Consider the following 20,312-nt stretch of genomic DNA (forward strand, 5'->3'; position numbering starts at 1 on the left):
CCTATTTTAAAATGAAAAGAGTAATAGTAGACTACCAAAAATTAAATGAAGATATTTTAGATCTTCTTGTTGAAAAATTTCCTGATGGTTATGATGATGAAGATATCATTTCTTTTAGAAATATTAAAAACGAAATTGTTGAAGCTGTTGAAGTGAAAACTGAAGATACCATCTACTTAGTTAAAGTAGGTGTGAGATTGGTTCAAGCTATGGAAGATCATGATGAAGATGATCATGATGACGATGATGAAGATGTTGTTGAAGAAGTTGCTGCAAAAGATTTGGATTTTGAAGATAATGATGATGATTTAGATGATGTTGAAGACGTAGCCGATGAAGATGTTGATGAAGATGAAGATTAAAACTATTATGAGATGAGAGAAGCAGAATTTTTATCTTATAACGATGGTTTTTACACCTTCATGTTTGAAAATGGTGAAGAATTGATTTTCGACGAAATTCATCCTAGAGTTTTAAAGCAGTTCGATTTAAAAAATGATGAAACGTTTATTAATAAATCTTTTAAAATAACTTTTATTGAAGTTTCTCAAAATAATGATGAAGATTTTGTAATTTACAGAGTAGAAAGTTTAAAACCTCTTTAAATTGTAAATTTATGAACACGTCATTTCACATGTCTTTACCATGTTTAAGTGTAAAAGAAACAAAAGTATTTTACACAAACAGTATTGGCGCAACCCTTGGCAGACATACCCAAAATTGGGTAGATATAAATTTATTTGGACACCAATTAACGTTTATAAAAGCCGAAAAATTTCATTTTAATAGTCCTAATTATGTGTTTGAAGGTAAGATTTTGCCTTCTTTTCATTTTGGAGTTATTGTAGATCAGAACACATGGAACGACATCTATTCGAAACTAAAAAAATTAGATTTAGAAGTTGTTGAAAAAACTACGTTTTTAGAAAATAAAGCTGGAGAACATAACTCTTTTTTTATAAAAGACCCAAACGATTATATGCTGGAGTTTAAATGTTTTACAGATTCAAAAAGTGTCTTTAAAGCCTAATCTAAAGTTATTGGTTTGAATTAGTAAAAATTTCAAATTGAAAACAACTTAGAATAACAACCTTTTTTTAAGCAAAATGACTTAAAGTTATGAATTTTAAAACCATAATTGCCATCATCCTTATCTTGTTAATTGTAACTTTTACCATACAAAATACTGAGGTTGTTACCATTAAATTCCTTGCCTTCGATATTTCTATGTCAAGAGTATTAGTCATTCTCGGTTGTTTTTTGCTAGGTTTACTATCTGGGGTACTTCTGTCTTATAGAAGGAATATTAAAAAGGGTAAAGATCAAGTTTAAAGTACTTTTTTAAGATCTTGGTAATATTGTCTGGTTATATGTAATCCATTATGTCCGGCATCTTCAATTGGGAAAATAGTGATGTTATTTGGTTGTAAGACTTGCAGTTTTTTGGCATTTGTATCTGGGTGAATTAAAAAATCTCGCGTGCCATAAAATATTTTTATTGGACAAGTTACTTTCTTTAAAAATTGATATGTTGGGATGTTGTATTTAATAATGAATTCTGGAATTGGAGGTGCAATTTCGTCAGCAATTAAAGTTTTCCAGGAATAATAAGGCGCATTAAGAATCAACATTTTTGGATGGTTTTTAGATGCTAAATAACTTGCTAAACCAGAACCTAATGAAAAGCCTAAAACAACTATGTTGTCTTCGTTATATCGTGTTTTGGTAAAATTATAAACCTTTTGCATGTCGCTAAACAACTCTTTGGTATTACAATATGTGCCATCACTTTTCCCATAACCTCTATAGTCTACAAACAGAATATCATAATTATTTTCTAAATATAACGTAGCGCGTTTCCCCCAGTCGTGTATAGCTCCTGCATTGCCATGCAAGTATAAAATAACGCCTTTTGGGTTTTCAGTTTTAAATAATACAGCATTCAGATTTGTGTTTTCTGCAACCGGAATATTAAGCTCTTCAAAATTTTCTTTGAATTCATATTGGTAATCTTTGGCTAATAATTTCGGGTTGAAAAAAAAGCGTTCTTGATTAAAATATACAAAAACTAACGAAAGGATATAAAGTAGTAAAAGCGATACCACAATTCTTGTTATGCGTCGAAGTATTTTAGGAAAATTTATTTTCAATAGGTTTCTTTCTTAGAATTTCATACAAAAATACACTATAAACTATGATATATTCTAAACCAATAATCCATAAATTTTCGGAGTTGTTTACATTGTTATATGCCAAATAGCTTAAAATGATTACTAAGCTCCAAACCATAGGGAATTTATAGTTGGTAAAAATGCTTAAAATTAAAAGTGTCGCAATGTACCATGGATGAACAGTTGTTGCCGTAAAATAATAAAAGGATAAAACGAAAATCATAGCTGTTATGAGCTGTAGCAATGTGTTGTTTTTTCTGAAAAAACTAAGTAAAATCACAAAAACAAAGACCATGATGGCAGAAAATGTTCCAATTATGGCAATTTGATTATAACCAGAAATTACAAATCCAATTTCTCTAGCTATATAATATAAACTGGCATTAAATTCAAAATTTTGAAACCATAAACCGACTGTTTCAGAGTAGTTAGTAATAAATTGTTGCGAGTAAAAAGGGATGAAAAACAACACCGTAACCATTCCAACAAGGACATAAAATAACAAACTTTTTTTCCAACCTAATTTATTGAAAAGTAGCGGTAGGAATATAAGTGGTATTAGTTTAATGGAAACAGAACAGGCAAATGCAACAGCTGCTAATTTCCATTTATTTAGGAACAACAAATACATGCTCCAAACTAGAAAGAAAATCATGACACCTTCAAAATGAAGATTGCCTGTAAGTTCTATAATAATAAACGGATTTAAAAGATACCAAAAAATATGATAAGTAGGAAGCTGTAATTTTTCAAGCAATTTTTTTCCAAAGTAAAGAGTTCCAAAATCGGCTGCAATAATTATAAGCCGGAGACCAATTACGGAACTTAAAATAGATTGCCATGGAAATAGATTGGCAAGAACAAAACACAATTGATTTAATGGTGGGTAATTGGTATAGTGTCCTGCACTCAAACTACCCATGCCTTTATATAATTCTTGAGCTTGATTTATTGGAATTTCTCCTTTTAAAATAAAAGATTCCGGAGTAAATAGATACGGATTCATGCCTTCAAGAATCATGCGTCCATCCCAAATAAAACGATAAAAATCTTGCGACAGATTGGGGATAGCAAAAATAAAAACAGCTCGAAAGATAAAAGCTATGGCTGTTAGAAATTTTAAATTGCTTTTGTTGGTTTGTACCAGTTTATAAAACAAATAAAATAACGCCACATACAAAGTTATAAGCTTAATGGAGTCTGTTCTTTGTAAATTATAAGCAAAACTAAAATAGAATAGCATACTAGATATTGAAAATAGTATGGGGATTTTATAAAGTTTTAAAAATGTGGTATTAATAAACATCATCCAAAGATAGATATATTTAAATTTTAGATTTATAAAAGTAGAAACCTATTTATTAAATAAAATAGATGTTTTTTTATAGTGAAATCCTTTTTTGGTACTATCTTACAAGCTGTTTTAAAATGACTTATTCTATCTTATGAAAACTTGGAAAAAAATTGGATTAATACTTTTAGGTATACTTGTCATAATTAGTATATGGTTTTATCCAAAATACAAAAGGCTAAACCTAGCAATGCATCTATTTGATGAAGATCAAATTGTGCATAATTTTAGATCGTTTGATGCTGTATGGCCAGTTTCAATTTTAGAAGCACCATTAAACAAGCACCCTTATCCAAAAGGAAATACAATGAAATTACCTGAAAAATTTCAATATGAAGACAAAGAATTTAATACCAAAAAATTTCTTGAAGACTCATGGACCACAGGGTTTCTTGTGATTCAAAACGATAGCTTGGTTTACGAAAACTATTATTTAGGAAATACCGAAACTACAAGAAATATTTCTTGGTCTATGGCCAAATCGGTTATATCTGCATTAATTGGAGTTGCTGTTGAAGAAGGTCATATAAAAAGCATTGAGGAGCCTGTTGAAACATATACACCAGAATTAAAAGGCTCTGCCTATGAAGGTGTAAGAATAAAGGATGTACTTCAAATGTCTACAGGAGTTGAATTTAACGAAGATTATGGCGATTTTTTTAGCGATATTAACCGTTGGGGAAGAGGTTTTGCCATGGGAACTTCTCAAGATGTATTTGCTACAACCCTAGAACGCGAATTGGAACCAGGAACCGTCAATCATTATGTGAGTATAAATACCCATGTTTTAGGAATGGTTCTTAAAAGAGCTACGGGTAAAACTATCACAGACTATATGCAAGAAAAATTATATAATCCGTTAGGAATGGAATTTGATGGTTATTGGCTTTTAGATGGTGATAAAATGGAAATGGTGCTTGGTGGTTTAAACTTAACTTTAAGAGATTATGCCAAAGTAGGATCATTATTTTTAAATGAAGGTGCTTTTAAAGGAGAACAAATCGTGCCTAAAAATTGGGTTCAAGCGTCTACAACACCAGATGCTCCACATGTACAGCCAGGTGAAAGCTTTGGTTATGGGTATCAATGGTGGATTCCTAAAAGTGAACAAGGTGAATATATGGCCATGGGAGTTTACGGACAGTATATTTATATCAATCCTGCCACCAAAACAGTGATTGTTAAACTGTCTGCCAATCCTAAATATAACGACGACGATTATTTGCCTAGTAACGATCTACTGAATGTTGAATTATTTAGAGCTATAGCTTCATCATTAAAACCGGCTGAGCAATCGGTAGATATAGAAAATACTATTGATTAAATAAAAAAAAGTAGATATGATTATTGATGTGCACACACACATAAACAATTACCACGAAGATCGCGTAGTCTCTCTTAACGATTGTTTAAACCAGCTCACAGATACCATGTTAGAAAACAAGGTAGATTATTCTTTAGTCTTGTCCTCTTATAAAGTTAACAAACATAGACCAAGTACAAAACAAGTGGTTGAAGCTATTAAAGGGAGAGATAATCTAGGCGTGGTTTCAGGTATTAGCTATCTTAATTATAATTATAGAGACATTATTGAAATTAGCGAATATTTGGAGAAAGGCCTGATAAAAGGTTTAAAATTTTACCCTGGATATGAGCCTTTTTATCCAAACGATATAAGATTAAAAGTATGGTATGAAATGGCTATCGAATATGATGTGCCTGTCATGTTTCATTCAGGAGACACGTATGCTCCAACTGGGAAAGTGAAATATTCGCACCCACTTCATATAGACGATTTAGCAGTGGATTATCCCAATTTAAAAATTGTCATTTGTCACGTAGGGAATCCTTGGATTAAAGATTGTATGGAAGTCGTGTATAAAAATAAAAACGTTTATGCCGACATTTCAGGATTGGTTCTGGGAGATTTTTCAGAAAAGTTTGAACGTTATATGAAAAAAGAAATTGAAGAAATGATTACTTATGCTGGAGATCCAAACTACTTATTATATGGCACAGATTGGCCTATTTCTAATATGAAATCTTATTTAAAATTTATGGATCAATTAGAGCTCGCAGATGAAAAGAAGGAATTAATTCTTTGGAAAAATGCTGCAGAACTTTTTAAAATTGATGTTACCAAATTTTAAACTCTAGAAGTAATAGATTTAAAGAACACAAAACCAAAACCAAGAAACAACATCAGGTGAAAAGGGAAGAGTCCAAAATCGCCCCCTTGATTTCCAACTACAAAAGCCAAATACATTCCAAATCCAAAATAGAGGGTTAGTAAGCCTTCAAAATATACATATATAGATATGTTTTTATTGAGGTATTTGTTGTTTTTCCAGTGGTCGTTAAAAGCCCCAATATTAAATTTGGGTGTTCTTACAAAGTCGCTACGTTTTCCCATATGTCCTTCTATAACTGCCATAGAATTGTGTAATGAAAAACCCATTGCAATGGAGAAAAATGTAAAAAACATAACGATATATTGTATAAAATCTTTAAGACTGCTTCCATATATTTTCTTATACATAAACCAGTAACAAACAAAGAAAATAAGGGAGCTGATTACAAAGAAACTCATCACATAGAAATACGGTTTTAAATGCGCATATTCATTTTTAATATACAACATTGGAATACTTAATATGGCTACAATTAAAACGTTTAAAAACATGGTTGAGTTTAATAAATGTAAGAGTCCATGAACTTTTGTTTTAGCTGAAATATCTTTATTGGAAATTACTTTCCATGCCATTTTTTTGAAATTTTCGGCACCACCTTTATTCCATCTAAACTGTTGCGATCTTGCTGCACTAATAACCATAGGGAGTTCGGCAGGTGTTTCTACATCTTCAAGATATTTAAATTCCCAATTTTTTAGTTGTGCTCTATAGCTTAAATCTAAGTCCTCTGTAAGTGTATCTCCTTCCCAATTCCCAGCATCAAGGATACAGGCTTTTCGCCATACGCCAGCTGTTCCATTAAAGTTAATAAAATGTCCTTTGCTATTCCTGCCTACTTGTTCTAAAGTAAAATGCGCATCAAGTGCAAAAGCTTGGATTCTTGTTAAAATGGAATACTCTCTGTTTAAATGACTCCAACGTGTTTGCACGACACCAATTTTTTCATTTTTAAAGTAAGGGATGGTTTTTTTTAACCAGTTTTTCTTCGGAAGGAAATCGGCATCAAAAATAGCTATAAATTCCCCTTTTGCAACTTTTAAACCTTCTTTGAGAGCTCCAGCTTTAAAACCAGTTCTATCTGTTCTGCAAATATGAACAATATCCAGGCCTGTTTTTTTTAGTTTATCTATGAGTATTGTGGTTGTTTCTAAGCTTTCATCTGTAGAATCATCCAGAACTTGTATCTCCAATTTACTTTTTGGGTACTCAATTTTCGAGATATTTTCCAGCAAACGATCCATAACATACATTTCGTTATAAACCGGGAGTTGTATTGTAACTAAAGGAATTTCATCTGGATTTGAAAAGTTATATTTAGCTTCTTTGGAGGTGTTTTTCTGAACAGATAAGTAGTTTGAAAGTAAGTTAAGTTGTGACAAAGCATAAAAAAAAATAAACACAAGTGCTATCGAGTAAACAACTATAATACTATATATTAAAATCATGATTTAAAACTGTATTTAAAAATCCATCCTAATATCTTAACACCTGCCATAATAGCGCCATTTATAGTACCTGATACTTTAGATACTCCTATTCGGTTTCTGTAATTGACAGGAATTTCAATATATGTCATTTTTTGTTTTAATACTTTTAATTGCATTTCTACTGTCCATCCATAAGTTTTGTCTTCCATATTAAGAGCCAGTAGCTTTTCATATTTAATTGCTCTAAAAGGGCCTAAATCTGTAAAGGTTGATTTAAAAAAGAGTTTCATTAAAAATGTAGCTAACCAATTTCCAAAAATTTGAGGTTTGGTCATAGAGCCACTTTCTCTAAGTCGTTTTACACGTGCACCAATTACAAAATCATTATCGTATTCTACAATGGGTTGAATAATTTTGGTTAATTCTTCTGGATAATCGCTGTAATCGCCATCAAGAAACACAATAATATCTGGTTTTATTTCTTGCCTAGAAACATAATCCATCCCTTTTAAGCAGGCATAACCATAACCTTTATTGGTTTCTGTTAATACGGTTGCTCCAGCTTGTTTGGCATTTGCTTCTGTTTTGTCTGTGGAATTATTGCTAACAACAATAATTTCATCAACAACTTCTGGAATGTCATTTATAACATTTGCAATGGAATCGGCTTCGTTAAAAGCAGGAATAATAACTTTTATTAGGTTCATAGAGTGTTTAAAAGACTTTGCAAAAATACAATTGTTTTATTGTTATTTCTGTTTTAAAAAATCCAATAAATCAACATCATTACCTAAAAGGATTTCAGTAGGATTGATTCTCCCGTCTTCTGGGCCATTTTCTAGTTTTAGAACCCCTCTAGGGCAAACAGCTGCACAAATACCACAACCAACACAACTAGAACGAATAATGTTTTCACCTTTTTGCGCATAAGCTCTTACATCAATTCCCATTTCACAGTAGGTGGAGCAGTTTCCACAAGAAATACATTGTCCGCCATTGGTAGTAATTCTAAAACGTGACTTGAAACGTTGCACAATACCTAAGTATGCAGCTAAAGGGCAGCCAAACCTGCACCAAACACGATTTCCGAAAATAGGGTAAAAGCCTGTGCCAATAACACCAGCGAAAATAGCACCAATTAAAAAGCCATATATGTCTTGAATGGTTTGTGTTTTTATACCTAATACAGCTTCGGCACCTTGAAAATAGGTGTATAGTGTAAAACCTGTCATTACCAATGCAAAGACTAAAACACCATGAACGATCCAACGTTCAAACTTCCAAGCAATTAATGATTTGTCTGAGAGTTGTCTGTAAGGGTCTCCTAATGTTTCAGCCAAACCTCCACAACCACAAACCCAAGAACAATACCAGCGTTTCCCAAAGAAATAAACCATAACCGGTACAATAACGAGTGTGAGTACAATTCCCCAAACTAAAATAAATATGCCTAAACCACCACTAGCTATAAGTTGATCTAAATTCCAACTAAAAAAGAAATCGTAATCAAGTGGAAAGGCATTTTTAAAATCGTACCAAGGCTTTTCAAAACGCACTAATATTTCAGGAATTAAAAAGGCGAAAACTATTTGAAAAAACAATACAGAAGTGGTTCGTAGTATTTGATATTTATTATGACGATATTTAATATACATTCTCACTGCCATCACAGTCATAACTGTACAGTATAGAAAGCCATATAAAAACCACTGGCTAGCCAAATTACCACTTAAACTTTCACTTATTGGATCTACAATGTATGTCCAATTGACAATGTAATCTGGCCTAAAATAAAGCAATATATAAAACCCAACTAAAAAGACAAAGGCAAACCAGCCAATCCAACCTCTGTTGGTGGCTGCATGAAGCCAAATTCCATTATTTTTTATACCTGGAGGACCTAAAGTAATGACATTTGGAATAATATAAAGTAATGCTCCAAGGATACCAAGCCCAAAGGTTAGCCACCAAAAAAGCCCTTTATGTTCTTTAATAATGCCTGTTCCTGATTTCTTGGCTATTTCGTATGAAAAACTATGAGGTTTGTCCCAAATCACTTTTCCCCATTCACTATTTTGTTTGTGAGTTTCGTTTGCAATTTCTAATGCTGAGGTGATTTCTGAAGAAAATAAAAACGGATTAGAAAACTCCTTGCCAACAACATTTGTCTTTAAATCATTAATTAAATGTTCGCTTTTGATGCTTTTGTTGGAAATAATTTCATCTAGAACTTGAGGTGTTACTTCGTATTTTCCCAAAAAAATTAATGATGTAAATATGGTAAGACCAATTAAAAATAAACCGAGACCTAAATTTTGTATATTTTTCATTTGACTATTATGACGTTTGGAAAATGCGCTTCCAACTTTTCTTTCTTAATTGGATGTTTGTATTGTTTTCTAGGTTGAATTTTGCTACAATCTCTTTTTCATGAAGTTTGTAAAATTCAGGATCAAAATTAGCATCTGCCAAGTGTTCTAAGACATAAGTGACAGTTTGTTTTTCGTTGAGCATTTTATCAAAAAATTCATGACGCATGCGTATTCCGAAATTATTGATCCCAATTAACTCTTTGGTGTTTTTATCGTAATTCAAATGGATGCATTTTTTACCACTTTTATGTTCCCAATAAAAACGTGCTTCATTTTCTTTGGGTTGGGCCCAAACCCATCCATAGGTTTGATATTCGATATCAAAAAACTTTGCCGAATTAAACCAGTGACCTGGATTATATGCCATTTTATTACCACAAATAGTTTGAGCAACAGTTTCTCCCATCATGCGTCCTGTGTACCAGACAGCTTCAATAGGATTCCGGTTTCCAATGGCCTCATGTTGTTCGGCGCAATCGCCAATGGCATAAATATCAGGAATATTAGTCTCTAAAAAACGATTGACTTTAATACCTCTACCAGTTTCGATAGTCGAAGTTTTTGTAATATCGATATTTGGTGATACACCTGCAGTTAAGCCAACAAGATTACAAGGAATTTCTTCTCCAGTTTCTTCAATAATTATAGATTTAGCCTGTCCGTTTTCATCAGAAATAATTTCTTTTAAATTGGAAGATAAACGCAAATCAATACCATTTCTTAATATTTCTTTGTTTATCATGTCGCTTTCTTCTTTGGGTAAAACGCCATCCCAGAAACTAGTTTCGCGTACTAAAAACGTTACTGGAATATGTCGAGAATGAAGCATTTCTGCTAATTCAATGCCTATTAAACCACCACCAACAATAACAGCATGTTTACAAACTTGATTGTTTGGAGCGTACACCTCAAGATTTTCTAGATCTTGTTTGCTGTATAATCCTTGAACGCCTTTTAAGTCTTGCCCAGGCCATCCAAATTTGTTAGGCTTGCTTCCTGTAGCAATAATAAGTTTGTCGTAAGAAAGAGAGTCGTCTTCAGCAAAAAGAAGTAACTTATTCTCAGAGTCTATTTTTTTAACAAAACCTTTTTTTAGTTCAATACGATTTTTTTTCCAAAACCAATTTTCATAAGGTTGAGTATGCTTAAATTTCATATGTCCCATGTACACATACATTAATGCTGTACGAGAAAAGAAATAGTCAGATTCTGCAGAAACGATGGTAATTTTTTTATCGGAAAGTTTTCTAATATGTCTGGCAGCAGTCACACCAGAAATTCCGTTTCCAATTATTACAATATGCTCCATGAATTTGGTTTAATTGTTTGTTTTGTCGAAAGGTATGTTAAAACCTTAACCGAATAATTTCAGTTTGTTTAAATTTAGAAATTAATTAACACTTATGAGGATAGTTTTTGGGCTTTGTTTGATATTTGTTTTGAACTCTTGTAGTTTAATCACTAATAAATCTTCAAAAATAAATGGAGTAAGTTTAGTCGCTTCAAAAGATTCCATATCAGAAACACATATAAAACCTATTTTAAATATAAATGCCAATTTTGCTGCAGTGATGCCATTTGGATTCATTAAGAATTTAAAACATCCGGAAATTGTGTTTAATTCTCATGGACAATGGTTTGGTGAAACAGAAAGTGGAACAAAACAAAATATTCAAGCTTTAAGAGCAACTGGCATTAAAACAATGATGAAACCTCAAATTTGGGTCTGGAATGGTGAATATACTGGTTTAATTGAAATGGATTCTGAAGAGAATTGGAAGATGTTAGAAACGACTTACTCCAAATTTATTTTAAAATTTGCTCAGGTTGCCCAGGAGACACATACTGAAATTTTATGTATAGGTACAGAACTGGAGTTGTTTGTTGAAAATAGACCAGAATTTTGGATAGACTTAATTATTGAAATTAGAAAGGTATATAAAGGAAAATTGACCTATGCTGCTAATTGGGATGAATTTAAACGAACACCTTTCTGGAATCAAATAGATTATATTGGTGTAGACGCTTATTTCCCTGTAAGTGATTCTAAAACGCCTACCATTGAAGAGTGCTTAGAGGGTTGGTTAGTACATAAAGCAACTTTAAAAGAGGTTTCAGATAAATTTAATAAGCCTGTATTATTTACTGAATATGGTTACAGAAACGTCGATTTTTCTGGAAAAGAACCTTGGGTCAGTGATAGAAATATGGAATCAATAAATTTTGAAGCACAAAATAATACCACGCAAGCTTTGTTAGAAACCTTTTGGGAAGAAGATTGGTTTGCAGGTGGTTTTATTTGGAAATGGTTTCATAATCATGAAAAAAGTGGAGGAGAAGATAACAATCAGTTTACACCTCAAAACAAACCAGTAGAATCTATTATTAAAGCCCATTACGGACTTTAATAATAGATTTTTTATGATTCATCTAATCTAATATAATCACTAAATCTTCAGAATTCACCATAACTCCTGGCTTTAAAGCCAATTGTTTTACAGTAGTTTCCTCAGTTGCAGTAATGGTTGTTTCCATTTTCATGGCTTCGATAATAAATAATGGTTGGTTTTTAGTCACTTTGTCACCTTTCTTAACCAAAATAGTAGAAAGTAACCCTTGTAAAGGCGCTCCAATTTCTTTCGAATTGGCTTTATCGGCTTTTACATGTTCTACTTTATCAATTTTAATTGTTGCATCCTTTATTTGTACAGATCGACCTTGACCATTAACTTTGAAATAGACAGTAACCATACCATCTTCGTTTGATTTTCCAACCGAATCCAAAGTAATTAGAAGTGTTTTTCCTTTGTCTAATTCAACAATAATTTCTTCCCCAATATCCATTCCATAAAAGAAATTCTTAGTTGGTAGATTCATTAGATTGTCATATTTTAAATGCTTATTATATGAATCTGTAAATACTTTAGGGTAGAGTTTGTAAGATAAAAAGTCAGTGATAGTAATAGGTCTGCTTAAATCTTTTTCAAATATTTTTTTAAAATCTTTATATTCTGACTCAAAATCAATAGGTTCTAAATGTGCATTTGGTCTATCTGTATAAGGTTTTTCATCTTTTAAAATTAATTTCTGAAGATCTTTAGGGAAGCCACCGACGGGTTGGCCTAAATCTCCTTTAAAGAAACTCACAACAGATTGTGGGAACGAAATAGTATCACCTCTTTCAAGGACGTCTTGAACGGTTAGGTTATTGCTCACTAAATATTGAGCCATATCTCCAACCACCTTTGAGCTTGGTGTTACTTTGACTATGTCGCCAAAAAGAAGATTCACATCACCATACATTTTAGTGATTTCATGAAACCTATCTTCAAGACCTAATGCTTGGGCTTGAGGTTTTAAATTGGAATATTGTCCTCCTGGAATTTCATGTTTAAAAACTTCGCCTGAACCAGCTTTTAAGCCAGACTCAAACGGGTAATAATAATCTCTTACAGTTTCCCAGTAATTAGAATATTCGTTTAAGGAATCAATGTTTAATTGACTTTCTCTATCATTAAATTTCAACATTTCTACAACCGAATTAAAATTTGGTTGAGATGTTAAACCAGATAAGCCTCCTAAAGCCACATCTACCACATCAACACCAGCTTCAATGGCTTTTAAATAGGTTGCAGACTGAATGGAAGACGTATCATGTGTATGTAAATGAACCGGGATATTGATTTCTTGTTTTAAAGCCGAAATCAATTCGAAAGCAGCATATGGTTTTAGCAAACCTGCCATATCTTTAATTGCTAAAATATGTGCTCCAGCATTTTCAATATCTTTTGCAAGTGTGGTGTAATATTTTAGATTGTATTTGGTGTTTTTTGGATTTAGAATATCTCCTGTATAACAAATAGAACCTTCTGCTAAACCTTGTGTTCTGTTTCTAACATGTTCAATACAAGGAGCAATAGATTTCATCCAGTTTAGAGAATCAAAAATTCTAAAAATGTCCACACCATTTTCCCAAGATTGTTCTACAAATTTTTCAATTAAATTATCAGGATAAGCTGTGTAACCAACACCGTTAGATCCTCTAATTAACATTTGGAGCAATACATTGGGCATGGCTTTACGTAATAATTGTAGGCGTTCCCATGGGTTTTCTTGTAAAAAACGAAAACACACATCGAAAGTTGCTCCACCCCAAACTTCCATACTAAAAATGTCAGGATTGTTTTTAGCATAACCTTCTGCCACTTTAAGCATATCAAATGTTCGCATTCTAGTTGCTAATAGACTTTGATGCGCATCACGCATGGTTGTATCTGTAAAATGAATCTTCTTCTCATTTTTTAACCATTGAGAAAATTTATCTGGTCCTAATTTTGTCAATAAATCTTTTGTGCCTTCAGGAAAAGCTGCTTGAGCATCAAACTTAGGAACGGTTGGTTTTACAAACGTTTTAGTAGTATCTATTTTTTTAACATCAGGATTCCCATTAACAATCACATCTCCTAAATAAGTGACTAATTTAGTCGCTCTGTTTCTTGGCGCCTTAAAAACAAATAAATCAGGATTTTGTTTTATAAAGTTTACCGTTACATCTCCTTTTCTAAAAGTTTCATGTTTTAATATGTTGTCTAAAAAGAGCATGTTTGTTTTAACGCCTCTAATTCTAAATTCTGCTAAAGCACGACGTACTTTTCTACATGCGCCATCTAAAGTTCTACTGTTTGCAGTTACTTTTACAAGCATGGAATCGAAAAAAGGAGAGACAATAGCACCTTGGTACACCGACCCTGCATCTAGACGAATTCCAAAACCAGAAGCACTTCTATAGGTTGTAATTTCTCCATAGTCTGGTTTGAAATCGTTCTGTGGATCTTCGGTTGTAATTCGACATTGTAAAGCATACCCAGTAACTTTAATGGCTTCCTGATTAGGTATTTTTATTTGTTGATCGGAAAGCTTGTAACCACCAGCAATAAATAATTGTGTTTTTACCAAATCGATATTCGTTACCACCTCAGTTACTGTATGTTCTACTTGAATTCTAGGATTTACTTCTATAAAATAGATGGAATCATCGTCGTCTACTAAAAACTCAACGGTTCCAATATTATTATAATCAACAGCTTTACAAATTTTAATGGCATATTGGTAAAGTGCCACTTTTGTTTCTTGTTTTAAATCGTAAGAAGGAGCAAACTCAATTACTTTTTGGTAGCGACGTTGTACAGAACAATCCCTTTCGAATAAATGAACAGTATTTCCAAAATTATCAGCAACTATTTGAATTTCTATATGTTTAGGGTTTTCAACAAATTTTTCTAAAAAAACAGTGTCATCGCCAAAAGCATTTAAGGCTTCACGCTTGCTTTCGTTAAATGCGCCTTTTAATTCTTCAGGTTTTCTAATTACTCGCATACCACGACCACCACCACCAGAAGCAGCTTTTAGCATGATTGGATACCCAATAATTTCGGCTTCACTTAAAGCAATATTAATGTCTGTTAAGGATCTTTTGTTACTACGTATTATGGGAATATTATTAGCTACAGCCACTTCCTTAGCAGTAATTTTATCACCAAGAGACTTTAAAACAGATACTTTTGGACCGACAAATATGATGCCGTTTTCTTCACATTTTTTTGCGAACTGGGCATTTTCTGAAAGAAAACCATAGCCAGGATGAATGGCATTTGCTCCACATTTTAAGGCCACTTTAATTATTTCGTCTATGTCTAAATAGGGCTTTAATGGATCGTTATCTTCACCAATTTGATAAGACTCGTCGGCTTTATACCTGTGTAAAGAATACCTATCTTCAAAGGTGTAAACACCAACTGTTTTGACATTAATTTCTGTACAGGCTCTAAAAATCCTAATGGCTATTTCTCCTCTGTTGGCTACAAGTACTTTTCCGATTTTCATATTTAGTTGTGTGTTTATTGAAAATTTAGCGAATGTTCGCTACAAAAGTAACAAACGCAAATTAATTTATCAATAAATTTTCAATCAGAAAGTTACAGATTATTAACAAGTTTTAAGCAATATACTTTAGATAATAATTGTGAAGTTCTTCTGCTGAAGCACCAAACCATTTTTTAACATAGATGGCCCAAAAATGATATTGTAATGTCCAAATACCATGGGTTTCATAACGTCTGGCTGAGGTTATTAGTTTTTTATTAATAACTTTAAATTGCTTACGTTTATAAAGTTCGTTGATAAGAATGTTGTCTTCATAGATTGCGTAGTTTTCATCAAAGCCACCAATTTCATCAAATAATTTTTTTGTTATAAACTGACTTTGATCGCCACCTCTACAGGCTCTCCAATGAAACTGGGTTAACCAACTGGCTAAACGTAACCACCAGTGATTGTGACTGAATTGTAATCTGAAGCAACCGGCTAAATGGCCTTTCTCAACTTCATTAATAATGTATTGATCAAAGTTTTTAGGAGGGAATGAATCTGCATGTAGAAAGTATAATATAGTTCCTGTAGCTATTTCAGAACCAGTATTCATTTGTAAAGCTCTACCTTTTGAACATTCTATGAAACAAAATTTTTGTTGAAAAGATAAATTAGAGTTTTTTTGAAAAAAAGATCTCACAATCTTTTGTGAACCATCAATACTTCCTCCATCTACAATAATAAGTTCGGCTATGGTTTTTTTTGAAGCATTTTCTAAAACATGATTGAGCAGATGCTCTATGGTTTCTGCTTCATTTAAAATAGGAATAATGATGGAGATTTTATTCATTTAAAGCCCAATTGTAATCTTTAAATCGCTTTTTGGCATTTGGAGAAATTTGGATGTCTGAATATTGATTTAAGAATTCAAATAAAGTACCATTTTCGGTAAAGTCTTTTGAAAACCAATCAAATATTTTAGAAATTTCTATATTGTTTTCTGAGATATTATTTCTGTTTTTATCTGCTAAAAATTCTTTGGTGGCTGTTGTTAATTGAGAATCTAAATTTTTAGCAGTAAAGGCTTTGTTTTGTAATTTAGGACATGAAAATGAAGCACAAACAATGGCAAAATGGATGCGAGGTTCATTCATTTTTCTTAAGATTTCATGTTCAATTTCATTTAACGACATAGGGTATTTGCCAATTGAAATAAATTCTTGATCCCAAGGTTTTTTAATGTCTTTTATGCTTTTAAGAGGGTAATTATTGATAATGAGTTTTATTGTAAACGCATTGTAGGCATTAATCCAATAAGCAAGAGTTTCGTTTTTAGTCCAAGTATAATCTGGTTTATTTTTTGAAAACTCGTCTAAAACAGTTTGCAACAATTGTTTGTCTGATGTTATGGCTTTGTAGTTAACTTCTCCATTACTATTGACATGTTTTTGAAGAAAACTATTCCAAGAATTATAATTTACTGTTTGTGCTTTAGCTAATTGGAGAACAGTTGATAAAGTAAATATAATAAGTGTCAATAGAGTTCTAGTCTTCATTTTTACGTTTAAATTTAATTGGATATAATTCCTGACTTACAAAATCTTTAGGAAAAGATTCATCTCCAGAAAAGCCCAACTCAATGTCGCGACCATTAGCTGGAATGTAATTTGTTTTGAACAGATAGTCCCAAATACTTAGAGTTAGTCCATAATTTACACCATACCTTACATGTTTTGGTAGTTCTTTGGCATGATGCCAGATATGCATTTTAGGATTATTAAAAATGTATTTTAATTTTCCATAATCCCAACCCAAGTTTGCATGATTTAAATGACCAATGGTAATGTTAAAAAAATGAACAATGGCCACATCTTGAGCTTCAAAACCTCCAATTATTGCCAAGGGAATATACAAGATTGATTTGTAGACCACAGGTTCCATCCAATGATAACGTAAGTGAGCAGCAAAGCCCATTTCTTTTACAGAATGGTGTACTTTGTGAAAATTCCAAAGTATTGGCACACGATGTAAAAGCCTATGTGTGTTCCATTGCACAAAATCTGCCACAATAAAAAAGATAAATAAACCTAAAGGTTTTGGTAGATTATTGACTTCAAATAATTGAAAGTTGGAAAGCGATAAACCTATAAGTCCTAGAATATCGTTAAAAAACTCGGCTACAGTATTTGAAAGCGCAATTAAAATAATTAGGTTTAATAAAAAAAAGTTGAAGAACATGTAGAAGGTGTCTAACCAGAAATCTTTTCTAAAAATAGACTGCTCTTCTCTCCATGGAAAAGCAATTTCAAGAATCCACACAAGTAATGAAATTATTATTAATCCATAAAAATAATTATCCCAATGATTCACTGTAATTATTTCATTTTTTAAATAATTCCAATAGCCAGAATAAGAATTTAGTATTATTTCCAGGTACTTTTCCATGGAGTGTTTTTTAAATATTAAGTTGGTTATAATTTAACAGCATCCACCACCATCATAATGGTACGTAGATTCGCTGAAATAAATATCATCTCTACCTAGAGATTTTAGTGCGCTTGCAGTTTTATCACAAATAGCAAGAGGTTGATTTTTTAATAATATATGACCTGCCTGATCATCAAAATAATCTTCATCTCCATAATAAATAGCCGCTTTCCCTGTAAACACACATGGTCCATCTTCCGGCATTGGGTCTTTAATGGCTGCGACTTCTATAGATTCAATATAGATTAGCTCTTCTGTTGGGTAATTTTTAGGATCTAAAATTCTGTATGGTTTTCTTGCTCTAATTTCAATGGTTCCAAATCCTGCATCTGTTAATGCTTTTACGTATTCGGCAATTGGTAAACTGCCACTTAAACACAAAGCTCTTAAGCGTTCGTCGTTACGAAGTTCATCATTCATAGGTTGTTCGCAGGTTGGATCGCTCATAACCAGTCGGCCATGAGGTTTTAATACACGATACATTTCTGCAATGGCTTGTTTTAAATCATCAGCCTTAAAGATATTGAATAAGCAATTTTGAGCCGCTACATCAATGCTATTATCTTCAACAGGCAGATGCATTGCATCTCCTTTTTTTAGTTCAACAAAATCAGATTTAAACCACTCGTTTTGAGCTTCAGCTTCTAAGAAGTTTTTCCGAGAAGCTTCAAGCATTTCATCAACAACATCAATGCCAATAACACCTCCCTTTTGCCTATTAAAATAGGAGAATTGTAAAAGTTCCATACCACCACCAACACCAACATATAGCATTTTTGGGCTATTGGTTAAATCACGAGCATGTACAGTACTGCCACAGCCGTAATTCATTTCCTGCATGATTCTTGGAATTTTTAAACCTGGTAATTCCCAAATAGGATTGGTAGTGCAACACAAACCAACATCTGGTGTTAATGCTGCTTCTTTGTATACATTATGTGTGGTGTCTAAGTAGCTCATAAATTATAATGTTTTAATCAACTCTTTAAATAATGTTATCATTTCAGGTTCTGCTTTTCCTGCCATTGCTATAATTTCATTAATATTAACAGGTTTTAAATTGTCAGGATCGCATTCGTCAGTTAATACTGATACAGCAGCTGTTTTAAGGTTTAAATGATTGGCTACAATAATTTCGGGTACCGTACTCATGCCAACTGCATCTGCACCAATAAGTTTAAGCATTCTGTATTCTGCTCTGGTTTCAAGTTGTGGTCCTACTACACTAGCATAAACGCCTTCGTGTAATGTAATGTTATTAGACTTTGCAATTTGTTTAAAAGCTTGATTTAAACTTTTATTATAAGGTTCACTCATGTCTGTAAAACGTTCGCCTAAAAGTTCGACGCCTTTAAATGCTAATGGAGAACTTCCTTGTAGATTGATATGGTCTTCAATTAACATAAGTTCCCCTTTTTTGAAACTTTTGTTAATGGCGCCAGACGCATTAGAAACTAAAAGCGTTTTAATACCTAACTTTTCCATAACACGAACTGGGTAAGTGACATCTTGTAACGTGTAGCCTTCGTAAAGATGAAAACGCCCTTGCATGACTACTACTTTTTTGCCTTCCAGGTTTCCGTAATAGAGTTTTCCTTTATGAAACTCAACTGTTGCTGTTGGAAAATAAGGAATGTGATTGTAACTAACTTCAGCTATAATTTCTATGTCGTTAATTAGTTTTTCTAATCCTGTGCCAAGAATAATGCCGATTTCAGGGTTGATAAATCCTTTCTCTTCTAAGTATTCTGCTGTTTCTTTAATAAATTTTATCATTGATAATTAGGTCTTTAAGAGTTTTGTTATTGTTAAGATCTTCAAAGGTATCGATATCATTTAATTCTTCTAAATGATAGACGCTTTCCTGTTGCAAATCTGTTAAAGTGTCTTTTAAAACGGTTGCTGTTCCCCAGGCTTTATTTTCAAAAATATGTGGTTGAAGCTGTTTCATTCCTAGTAAATAATAACCTCCATCTAAAGCTGGGCCAATTACAACATTGTTTGTTTCTAATTTAAGAAAAGATTCAGAAATATGTTCTGTTGTTAAGTCTAAAATATCACTTCCAACGATGATAATTTTTTCATAACCTGATTCGAAAAGTTCAATAAAAGCATTTTTCATTTTAATCCCTAAATCTGAACCTTGTTGTAATTTTTTTATAAAAATGGAGTCACTCCAAATATCATTTTTATGAATGTGTTTCGAGTAAAACACGAACTTATCAGCTGAAATTTTCTCAGTGATTTTTGCTGTATGTTGTAATAAATACTTGTAGATTTTTAAAGCAGACTCATCTCCAATAGTTTTTGCTAAACGGGTTTTACATTTTCCTAATTCAGGATTTCTAGCAAAGATAATTATGGCCTTTTTTGACGTTGGAAAATGAAAGTCGAAAGCCATTTCATTATCGCTATTAGTGTCTTTTGTACTTAATACTCCCATG

At 32.4% G+C, this 20,312-nt stretch carries 20 protein-coding genes; 7 read left to right on the top strand and 13 right to left on the bottom strand.

All coding sequences use genetic code 11. The features are described 5' to 3' along the window. Positions 1 to 11: 11 nt before the first annotated feature. The 4 genes from ACI5KZ_RS09885 (at position 12) to ACI5KZ_RS09900 (ending at position 1,332) form a co-directional block, all read left to right on the top strand. Entirely contained in the window at positions 12 to 362 is a 351-nt protein-coding gene (locus ACI5KZ_RS09885) for a hypothetical protein (protein WP_109308485.1), read from the top strand. A 12-nt stretch (positions 363 to 374) separates the two neighbouring features. After that, complete coding sequence (locus tag ACI5KZ_RS09890) at positions 375 to 605, top strand: hypothetical protein (protein WP_109308486.1); 231 nt, start codon at positions 375 to 377, stop codon at positions 603 to 605. 11 nt (positions 606 to 616) lie between these two features. Beyond that, positions 617 to 1,030: a VOC family protein gene (locus ACI5KZ_RS09895; protein ID WP_109308487.1), complete on the top strand. Its 414-nt coding sequence runs from the start codon at positions 617 to 619 to the stop codon at positions 1,028 to 1,030. 89 nt (positions 1,031 to 1,119) lie between these two features. Beyond that, positions 1,120 to 1,332, top strand: a complete 213-nt coding sequence (locus tag ACI5KZ_RS09900) for a lipopolysaccharide assembly protein LapA domain-containing protein (RefSeq protein ID WP_109308488.1) — start codon at positions 1,120 to 1,122, stop codon at positions 1,330 to 1,332. Here ACI5KZ_RS09900 and ACI5KZ_RS09905 read toward each other — a convergent pair. Together ACI5KZ_RS09905 and ACI5KZ_RS09910 are read right to left on the bottom strand one after the other, a co-directional pair. Beyond that, positions 1,329 to 2,150 (bottom strand): alpha/beta hydrolase, encoded by an 822-nt coding sequence (locus ACI5KZ_RS09905; RefSeq protein ID WP_109308489.1) that lies wholly within the window; start codon positions 2,148 to 2,150, stop codon positions 1,329 to 1,331. The two genes, ACI5KZ_RS09900 and ACI5KZ_RS09905, sit on opposite strands and share 4 nt — an antisense overlap. Continuing rightward, on the bottom strand, positions 2,131 to 3,477 hold the full coding sequence (locus ACI5KZ_RS09910) for a mannosyltransferase (protein ID WP_109308490.1): 1,347 nt from the start codon (positions 3,475 to 3,477) through the stop codon (positions 2,131 to 2,133). The genes ACI5KZ_RS09905 and ACI5KZ_RS09910 overlap by 20 nt, the downstream gene beginning before the upstream one ends. A 139-nt stretch (positions 3,478 to 3,616) precedes the next feature. Here ACI5KZ_RS09910 and ACI5KZ_RS09915 point away from each other — a divergent pair, with 139 nt between their 5' ends. After that, on the top strand, positions 3,617 to 4,846 hold the full coding sequence (locus ACI5KZ_RS09915; RefSeq protein ID WP_406847552.1) for a serine hydrolase domain-containing protein: 1,230 nt from the start codon (positions 3,617 to 3,619) through the stop codon (positions 4,844 to 4,846). 16 nt (positions 4,847 to 4,862) lie between these two features. Next, positions 4,863 to 5,672 carry an amidohydrolase family protein gene (locus ACI5KZ_RS09920; protein WP_109308492.1) on the top strand — a complete coding sequence of 270 codons (810 nt, stop codon included), beginning with the start codon at positions 4,863 to 4,865 and terminating at the stop codon, positions 5,670 to 5,672. On the opposite strand, the gene ACI5KZ_RS09925 is transcribed toward ACI5KZ_RS09920, so the two are convergent. Genes ACI5KZ_RS09925 through ACI5KZ_RS09940 form a run of 4 tightly spaced genes read right to left on the bottom strand, consistent with a single transcriptional unit; the run spans position 5,669 to position 10,822 of the window. Then, entirely contained in the window at positions 5,669 to 7,159 is a 1,491-nt protein-coding gene (locus ACI5KZ_RS09925; RefSeq protein WP_406847553.1) for a cellulose synthase family protein, read from the bottom strand. The genes ACI5KZ_RS09920 and ACI5KZ_RS09925 overlap by 4 nt on opposite strands. Continuing rightward, positions 7,156 to 7,848 carry a glycosyltransferase family 2 protein gene (locus ACI5KZ_RS09930; RefSeq protein ID WP_109308494.1) on the bottom strand — a complete coding sequence of 231 codons (693 nt, stop codon included), beginning with the start codon at positions 7,846 to 7,848 and terminating at the stop codon, positions 7,156 to 7,158. The genes ACI5KZ_RS09925 and ACI5KZ_RS09930 overlap by 4 nt, the downstream gene beginning before the upstream one ends. Before the next feature lie 42 nt (positions 7,849 to 7,890). Further along, positions 7,891 to 9,471: a 4Fe-4S binding protein gene (locus ACI5KZ_RS09935; protein ID WP_406847554.1), complete on the bottom strand. Its 1,581-nt coding sequence runs from the start codon at positions 9,469 to 9,471 to the stop codon at positions 7,891 to 7,893. Positions 9,472 to 9,478: 7 nt separating this feature from the next. Next, complete coding sequence (locus ACI5KZ_RS09940) at positions 9,479 to 10,822, bottom strand: NAD(P)/FAD-dependent oxidoreductase (RefSeq protein ID WP_109308496.1); 1,344 nt, start codon at positions 10,820 to 10,822, stop codon at positions 9,479 to 9,481. A 94-nt stretch (positions 10,823 to 10,916) separates the two neighbouring features. On the opposite strand from ACI5KZ_RS09940, the gene ACI5KZ_RS09945 reads away from it, so the two are divergent. Continuing rightward, on the top strand, positions 10,917 to 11,921 hold the full coding sequence (locus ACI5KZ_RS09945; protein WP_406847555.1) for a glycoside hydrolase family 113: 1,005 nt from the start codon (positions 10,917 to 10,919) through the stop codon (positions 11,919 to 11,921). Positions 11,922 to 11,943: 22 nt separating this feature from the next. Here ACI5KZ_RS09945 and ACI5KZ_RS09950 read toward each other — a convergent pair whose 3' ends face one another. The 7 genes from ACI5KZ_RS09950 to ACI5KZ_RS09980 all read right to left on the bottom strand — a co-directional run bounded on the left by ACI5KZ_RS09950 (position 11,944) and on the right by ACI5KZ_RS09980 (position 20,311). Further along, positions 11,944 to 15,396 carry a pyruvate carboxylase gene (locus ACI5KZ_RS09950; protein ID WP_406847556.1) on the bottom strand — a complete coding sequence of 1,151 codons (3,453 nt, stop codon included), beginning with the start codon at positions 15,394 to 15,396 and terminating at the stop codon, positions 11,944 to 11,946. A 112-nt stretch (positions 15,397 to 15,508) separates the two neighbouring features. Beyond that, positions 15,509 to 16,231: a TIGR04283 family arsenosugar biosynthesis glycosyltransferase gene (locus ACI5KZ_RS09955; RefSeq protein WP_109308499.1), complete on the bottom strand. Its 723-nt coding sequence runs from the start codon at positions 16,229 to 16,231 to the stop codon at positions 15,509 to 15,511. After that, the gene (locus ACI5KZ_RS09960) at positions 16,224 to 16,937 is read right to left on the bottom strand and encodes a DUF547 domain-containing protein (RefSeq protein ID WP_406847557.1); all 714 of its coding nucleotides are present in this window, start codon (positions 16,935 to 16,937) and stop codon (positions 16,224 to 16,226) included. The genes ACI5KZ_RS09955 and ACI5KZ_RS09960 overlap by 8 nt, the downstream gene beginning before the upstream one ends. Beyond that, complete coding sequence (locus ACI5KZ_RS09965) at positions 16,927 to 17,826, bottom strand: sterol desaturase family protein (RefSeq protein ID WP_109308501.1); 900 nt, start codon at positions 17,824 to 17,826, stop codon at positions 16,927 to 16,929. Before ACI5KZ_RS09965 ends, ACI5KZ_RS09960 begins: the two co-directional genes overlap by 11 nt. A gap of 33 nt (positions 17,827 to 17,859) precedes the next feature. After that, complete coding sequence (gene arsM / locus ACI5KZ_RS09970) at positions 17,860 to 18,828, bottom strand: arsenosugar biosynthesis arsenite methyltransferase ArsM (RefSeq protein ID WP_406847558.1); 969 nt, start codon at positions 18,826 to 18,828, stop codon at positions 17,860 to 17,862. Positions 18,829 to 18,831: 3 nt separating this feature from the next. Beyond that, positions 18,832 to 19,644 (bottom strand): purine-nucleoside phosphorylase, encoded by an 813-nt coding sequence (locus ACI5KZ_RS09975; RefSeq protein WP_109308503.1) that lies wholly within the window; start codon positions 19,642 to 19,644, stop codon positions 18,832 to 18,834. Further along, positions 19,628 to 20,311: a TIGR04282 family arsenosugar biosynthesis glycosyltransferase gene (locus tag ACI5KZ_RS09980; protein WP_406847559.1), complete on the bottom strand. Its 684-nt coding sequence runs from the start codon at positions 20,309 to 20,311 to the stop codon at positions 19,628 to 19,630. The genes ACI5KZ_RS09975 and ACI5KZ_RS09980 overlap by 17 nt, the downstream gene beginning before the upstream one ends. Position 20,312 lies beyond the last annotated feature (1 nt).

This window comes from Xanthomarina sp. GH4-25 (genome assembly GCF_045363175.1).
Taxonomy (GTDB): Bacteria; Bacteroidota; Bacteroidia; order Flavobacteriales; family Flavobacteriaceae; genus Xanthomarina.

Bases quoted from the DNA above. Each gene is read 5' to 3' on its own strand.
- ACI5KZ_RS09885 (WP_109308485.1), top strand. From the start codon at position 12: ATGAAAAGAGTAATAGTAGACTACCAAAAATTAAATGAAGATATTTTA.
- ACI5KZ_RS09890 (WP_109308486.1), top strand. From the start codon at position 375: ATGAGAGAAGCAGAATTTTTATCTTATAACGATGGTTTTTACACCTTC.
- ACI5KZ_RS09895 (WP_109308487.1), top strand. From the start codon at position 617: ATGAACACGTCATTTCACATGTCTTTACCATGTTTAAGTGTAAAAGAA.
- ACI5KZ_RS09900 (WP_109308488.1), top strand. From the start codon at position 1,120: ATGAATTTTAAAACCATAATTGCCATCATCCTTATCTTGTTAATTGTA.
- ACI5KZ_RS09910 (WP_109308490.1), bottom strand. From the start codon at position 3,477: ATGTTTATTAATACCACATTTTTAAAACTTTATAAAATCCCCATACTA.
- ACI5KZ_RS09915 (WP_406847552.1), top strand. From the start codon at position 3,617: ATGAAAACTTGGAAAAAAATTGGATTAATACTTTTAGGTATACTTGTC.
- ACI5KZ_RS09920 (WP_109308492.1), top strand. From the start codon at position 4,863: ATGATTATTGATGTGCACACACACATAAACAATTACCACGAAGATCGC.
- ACI5KZ_RS09925 (WP_406847553.1), bottom strand. From the start codon at position 7,159: ATGATTTTAATATATAGTATTATAGTTGTTTACTCGATAGCACTTGTG.
- ACI5KZ_RS09930 (WP_109308494.1), bottom strand. From the start codon at position 7,848: ATGAACCTAATAAAAGTTATTATTCCTGCTTTTAACGAAGCCGATTCC.
- ACI5KZ_RS09935 (WP_406847554.1), bottom strand. From the start codon at position 9,471: ATGAAAAATATACAAAATTTAGGTCTCGGTTTATTTTTAATTGGTCTT.
- ACI5KZ_RS09940 (WP_109308496.1), bottom strand. From the start codon at position 10,822: ATGGAGCATATTGTAATAATTGGAAACGGAATTTCTGGTGTGACTGCT.
- ACI5KZ_RS09945 (WP_406847555.1), top strand. From the start codon at position 10,917: ATGAGGATAGTTTTTGGGCTTTGTTTGATATTTGTTTTGAACTCTTGT.
- ACI5KZ_RS09950 (WP_406847556.1), bottom strand. From the start codon at position 15,396: ATGAAAATCGGAAAAGTACTTGTAGCCAACAGAGGAGAAATAGCCATT.
- ACI5KZ_RS09955 (WP_109308499.1), bottom strand. From the start codon at position 16,231: ATGAATAAAATCTCCATCATTATTCCTATTTTAAATGAAGCAGAAACC.
- ACI5KZ_RS09960 (WP_406847557.1), bottom strand. From the start codon at position 16,937: ATGAAGACTAGAACTCTATTGACACTTATTATATTTACTTTATCAACT.
- ACI5KZ_RS09965 (WP_109308501.1), bottom strand. From the start codon at position 17,826: ATGGAAAAGTACCTGGAAATAATACTAAATTCTTATTCTGGCTATTGG.
- arsM (WP_406847558.1), bottom strand. From the start codon at position 18,828: ATGAGCTACTTAGACACCACACATAATGTATACAAAGAAGCAGCATTA.
- ACI5KZ_RS09975 (WP_109308503.1), bottom strand. From the start codon at position 19,644: ATGATAAAATTTATTAAAGAAACAGCAGAATACTTAGAAGAGAAAGGA.
- ACI5KZ_RS09980 (WP_406847559.1), bottom strand. From the start codon at position 20,311: ATGGGAGTATTAAGTACAAAAGACACTAATAGCGATAATGAAATGGCT.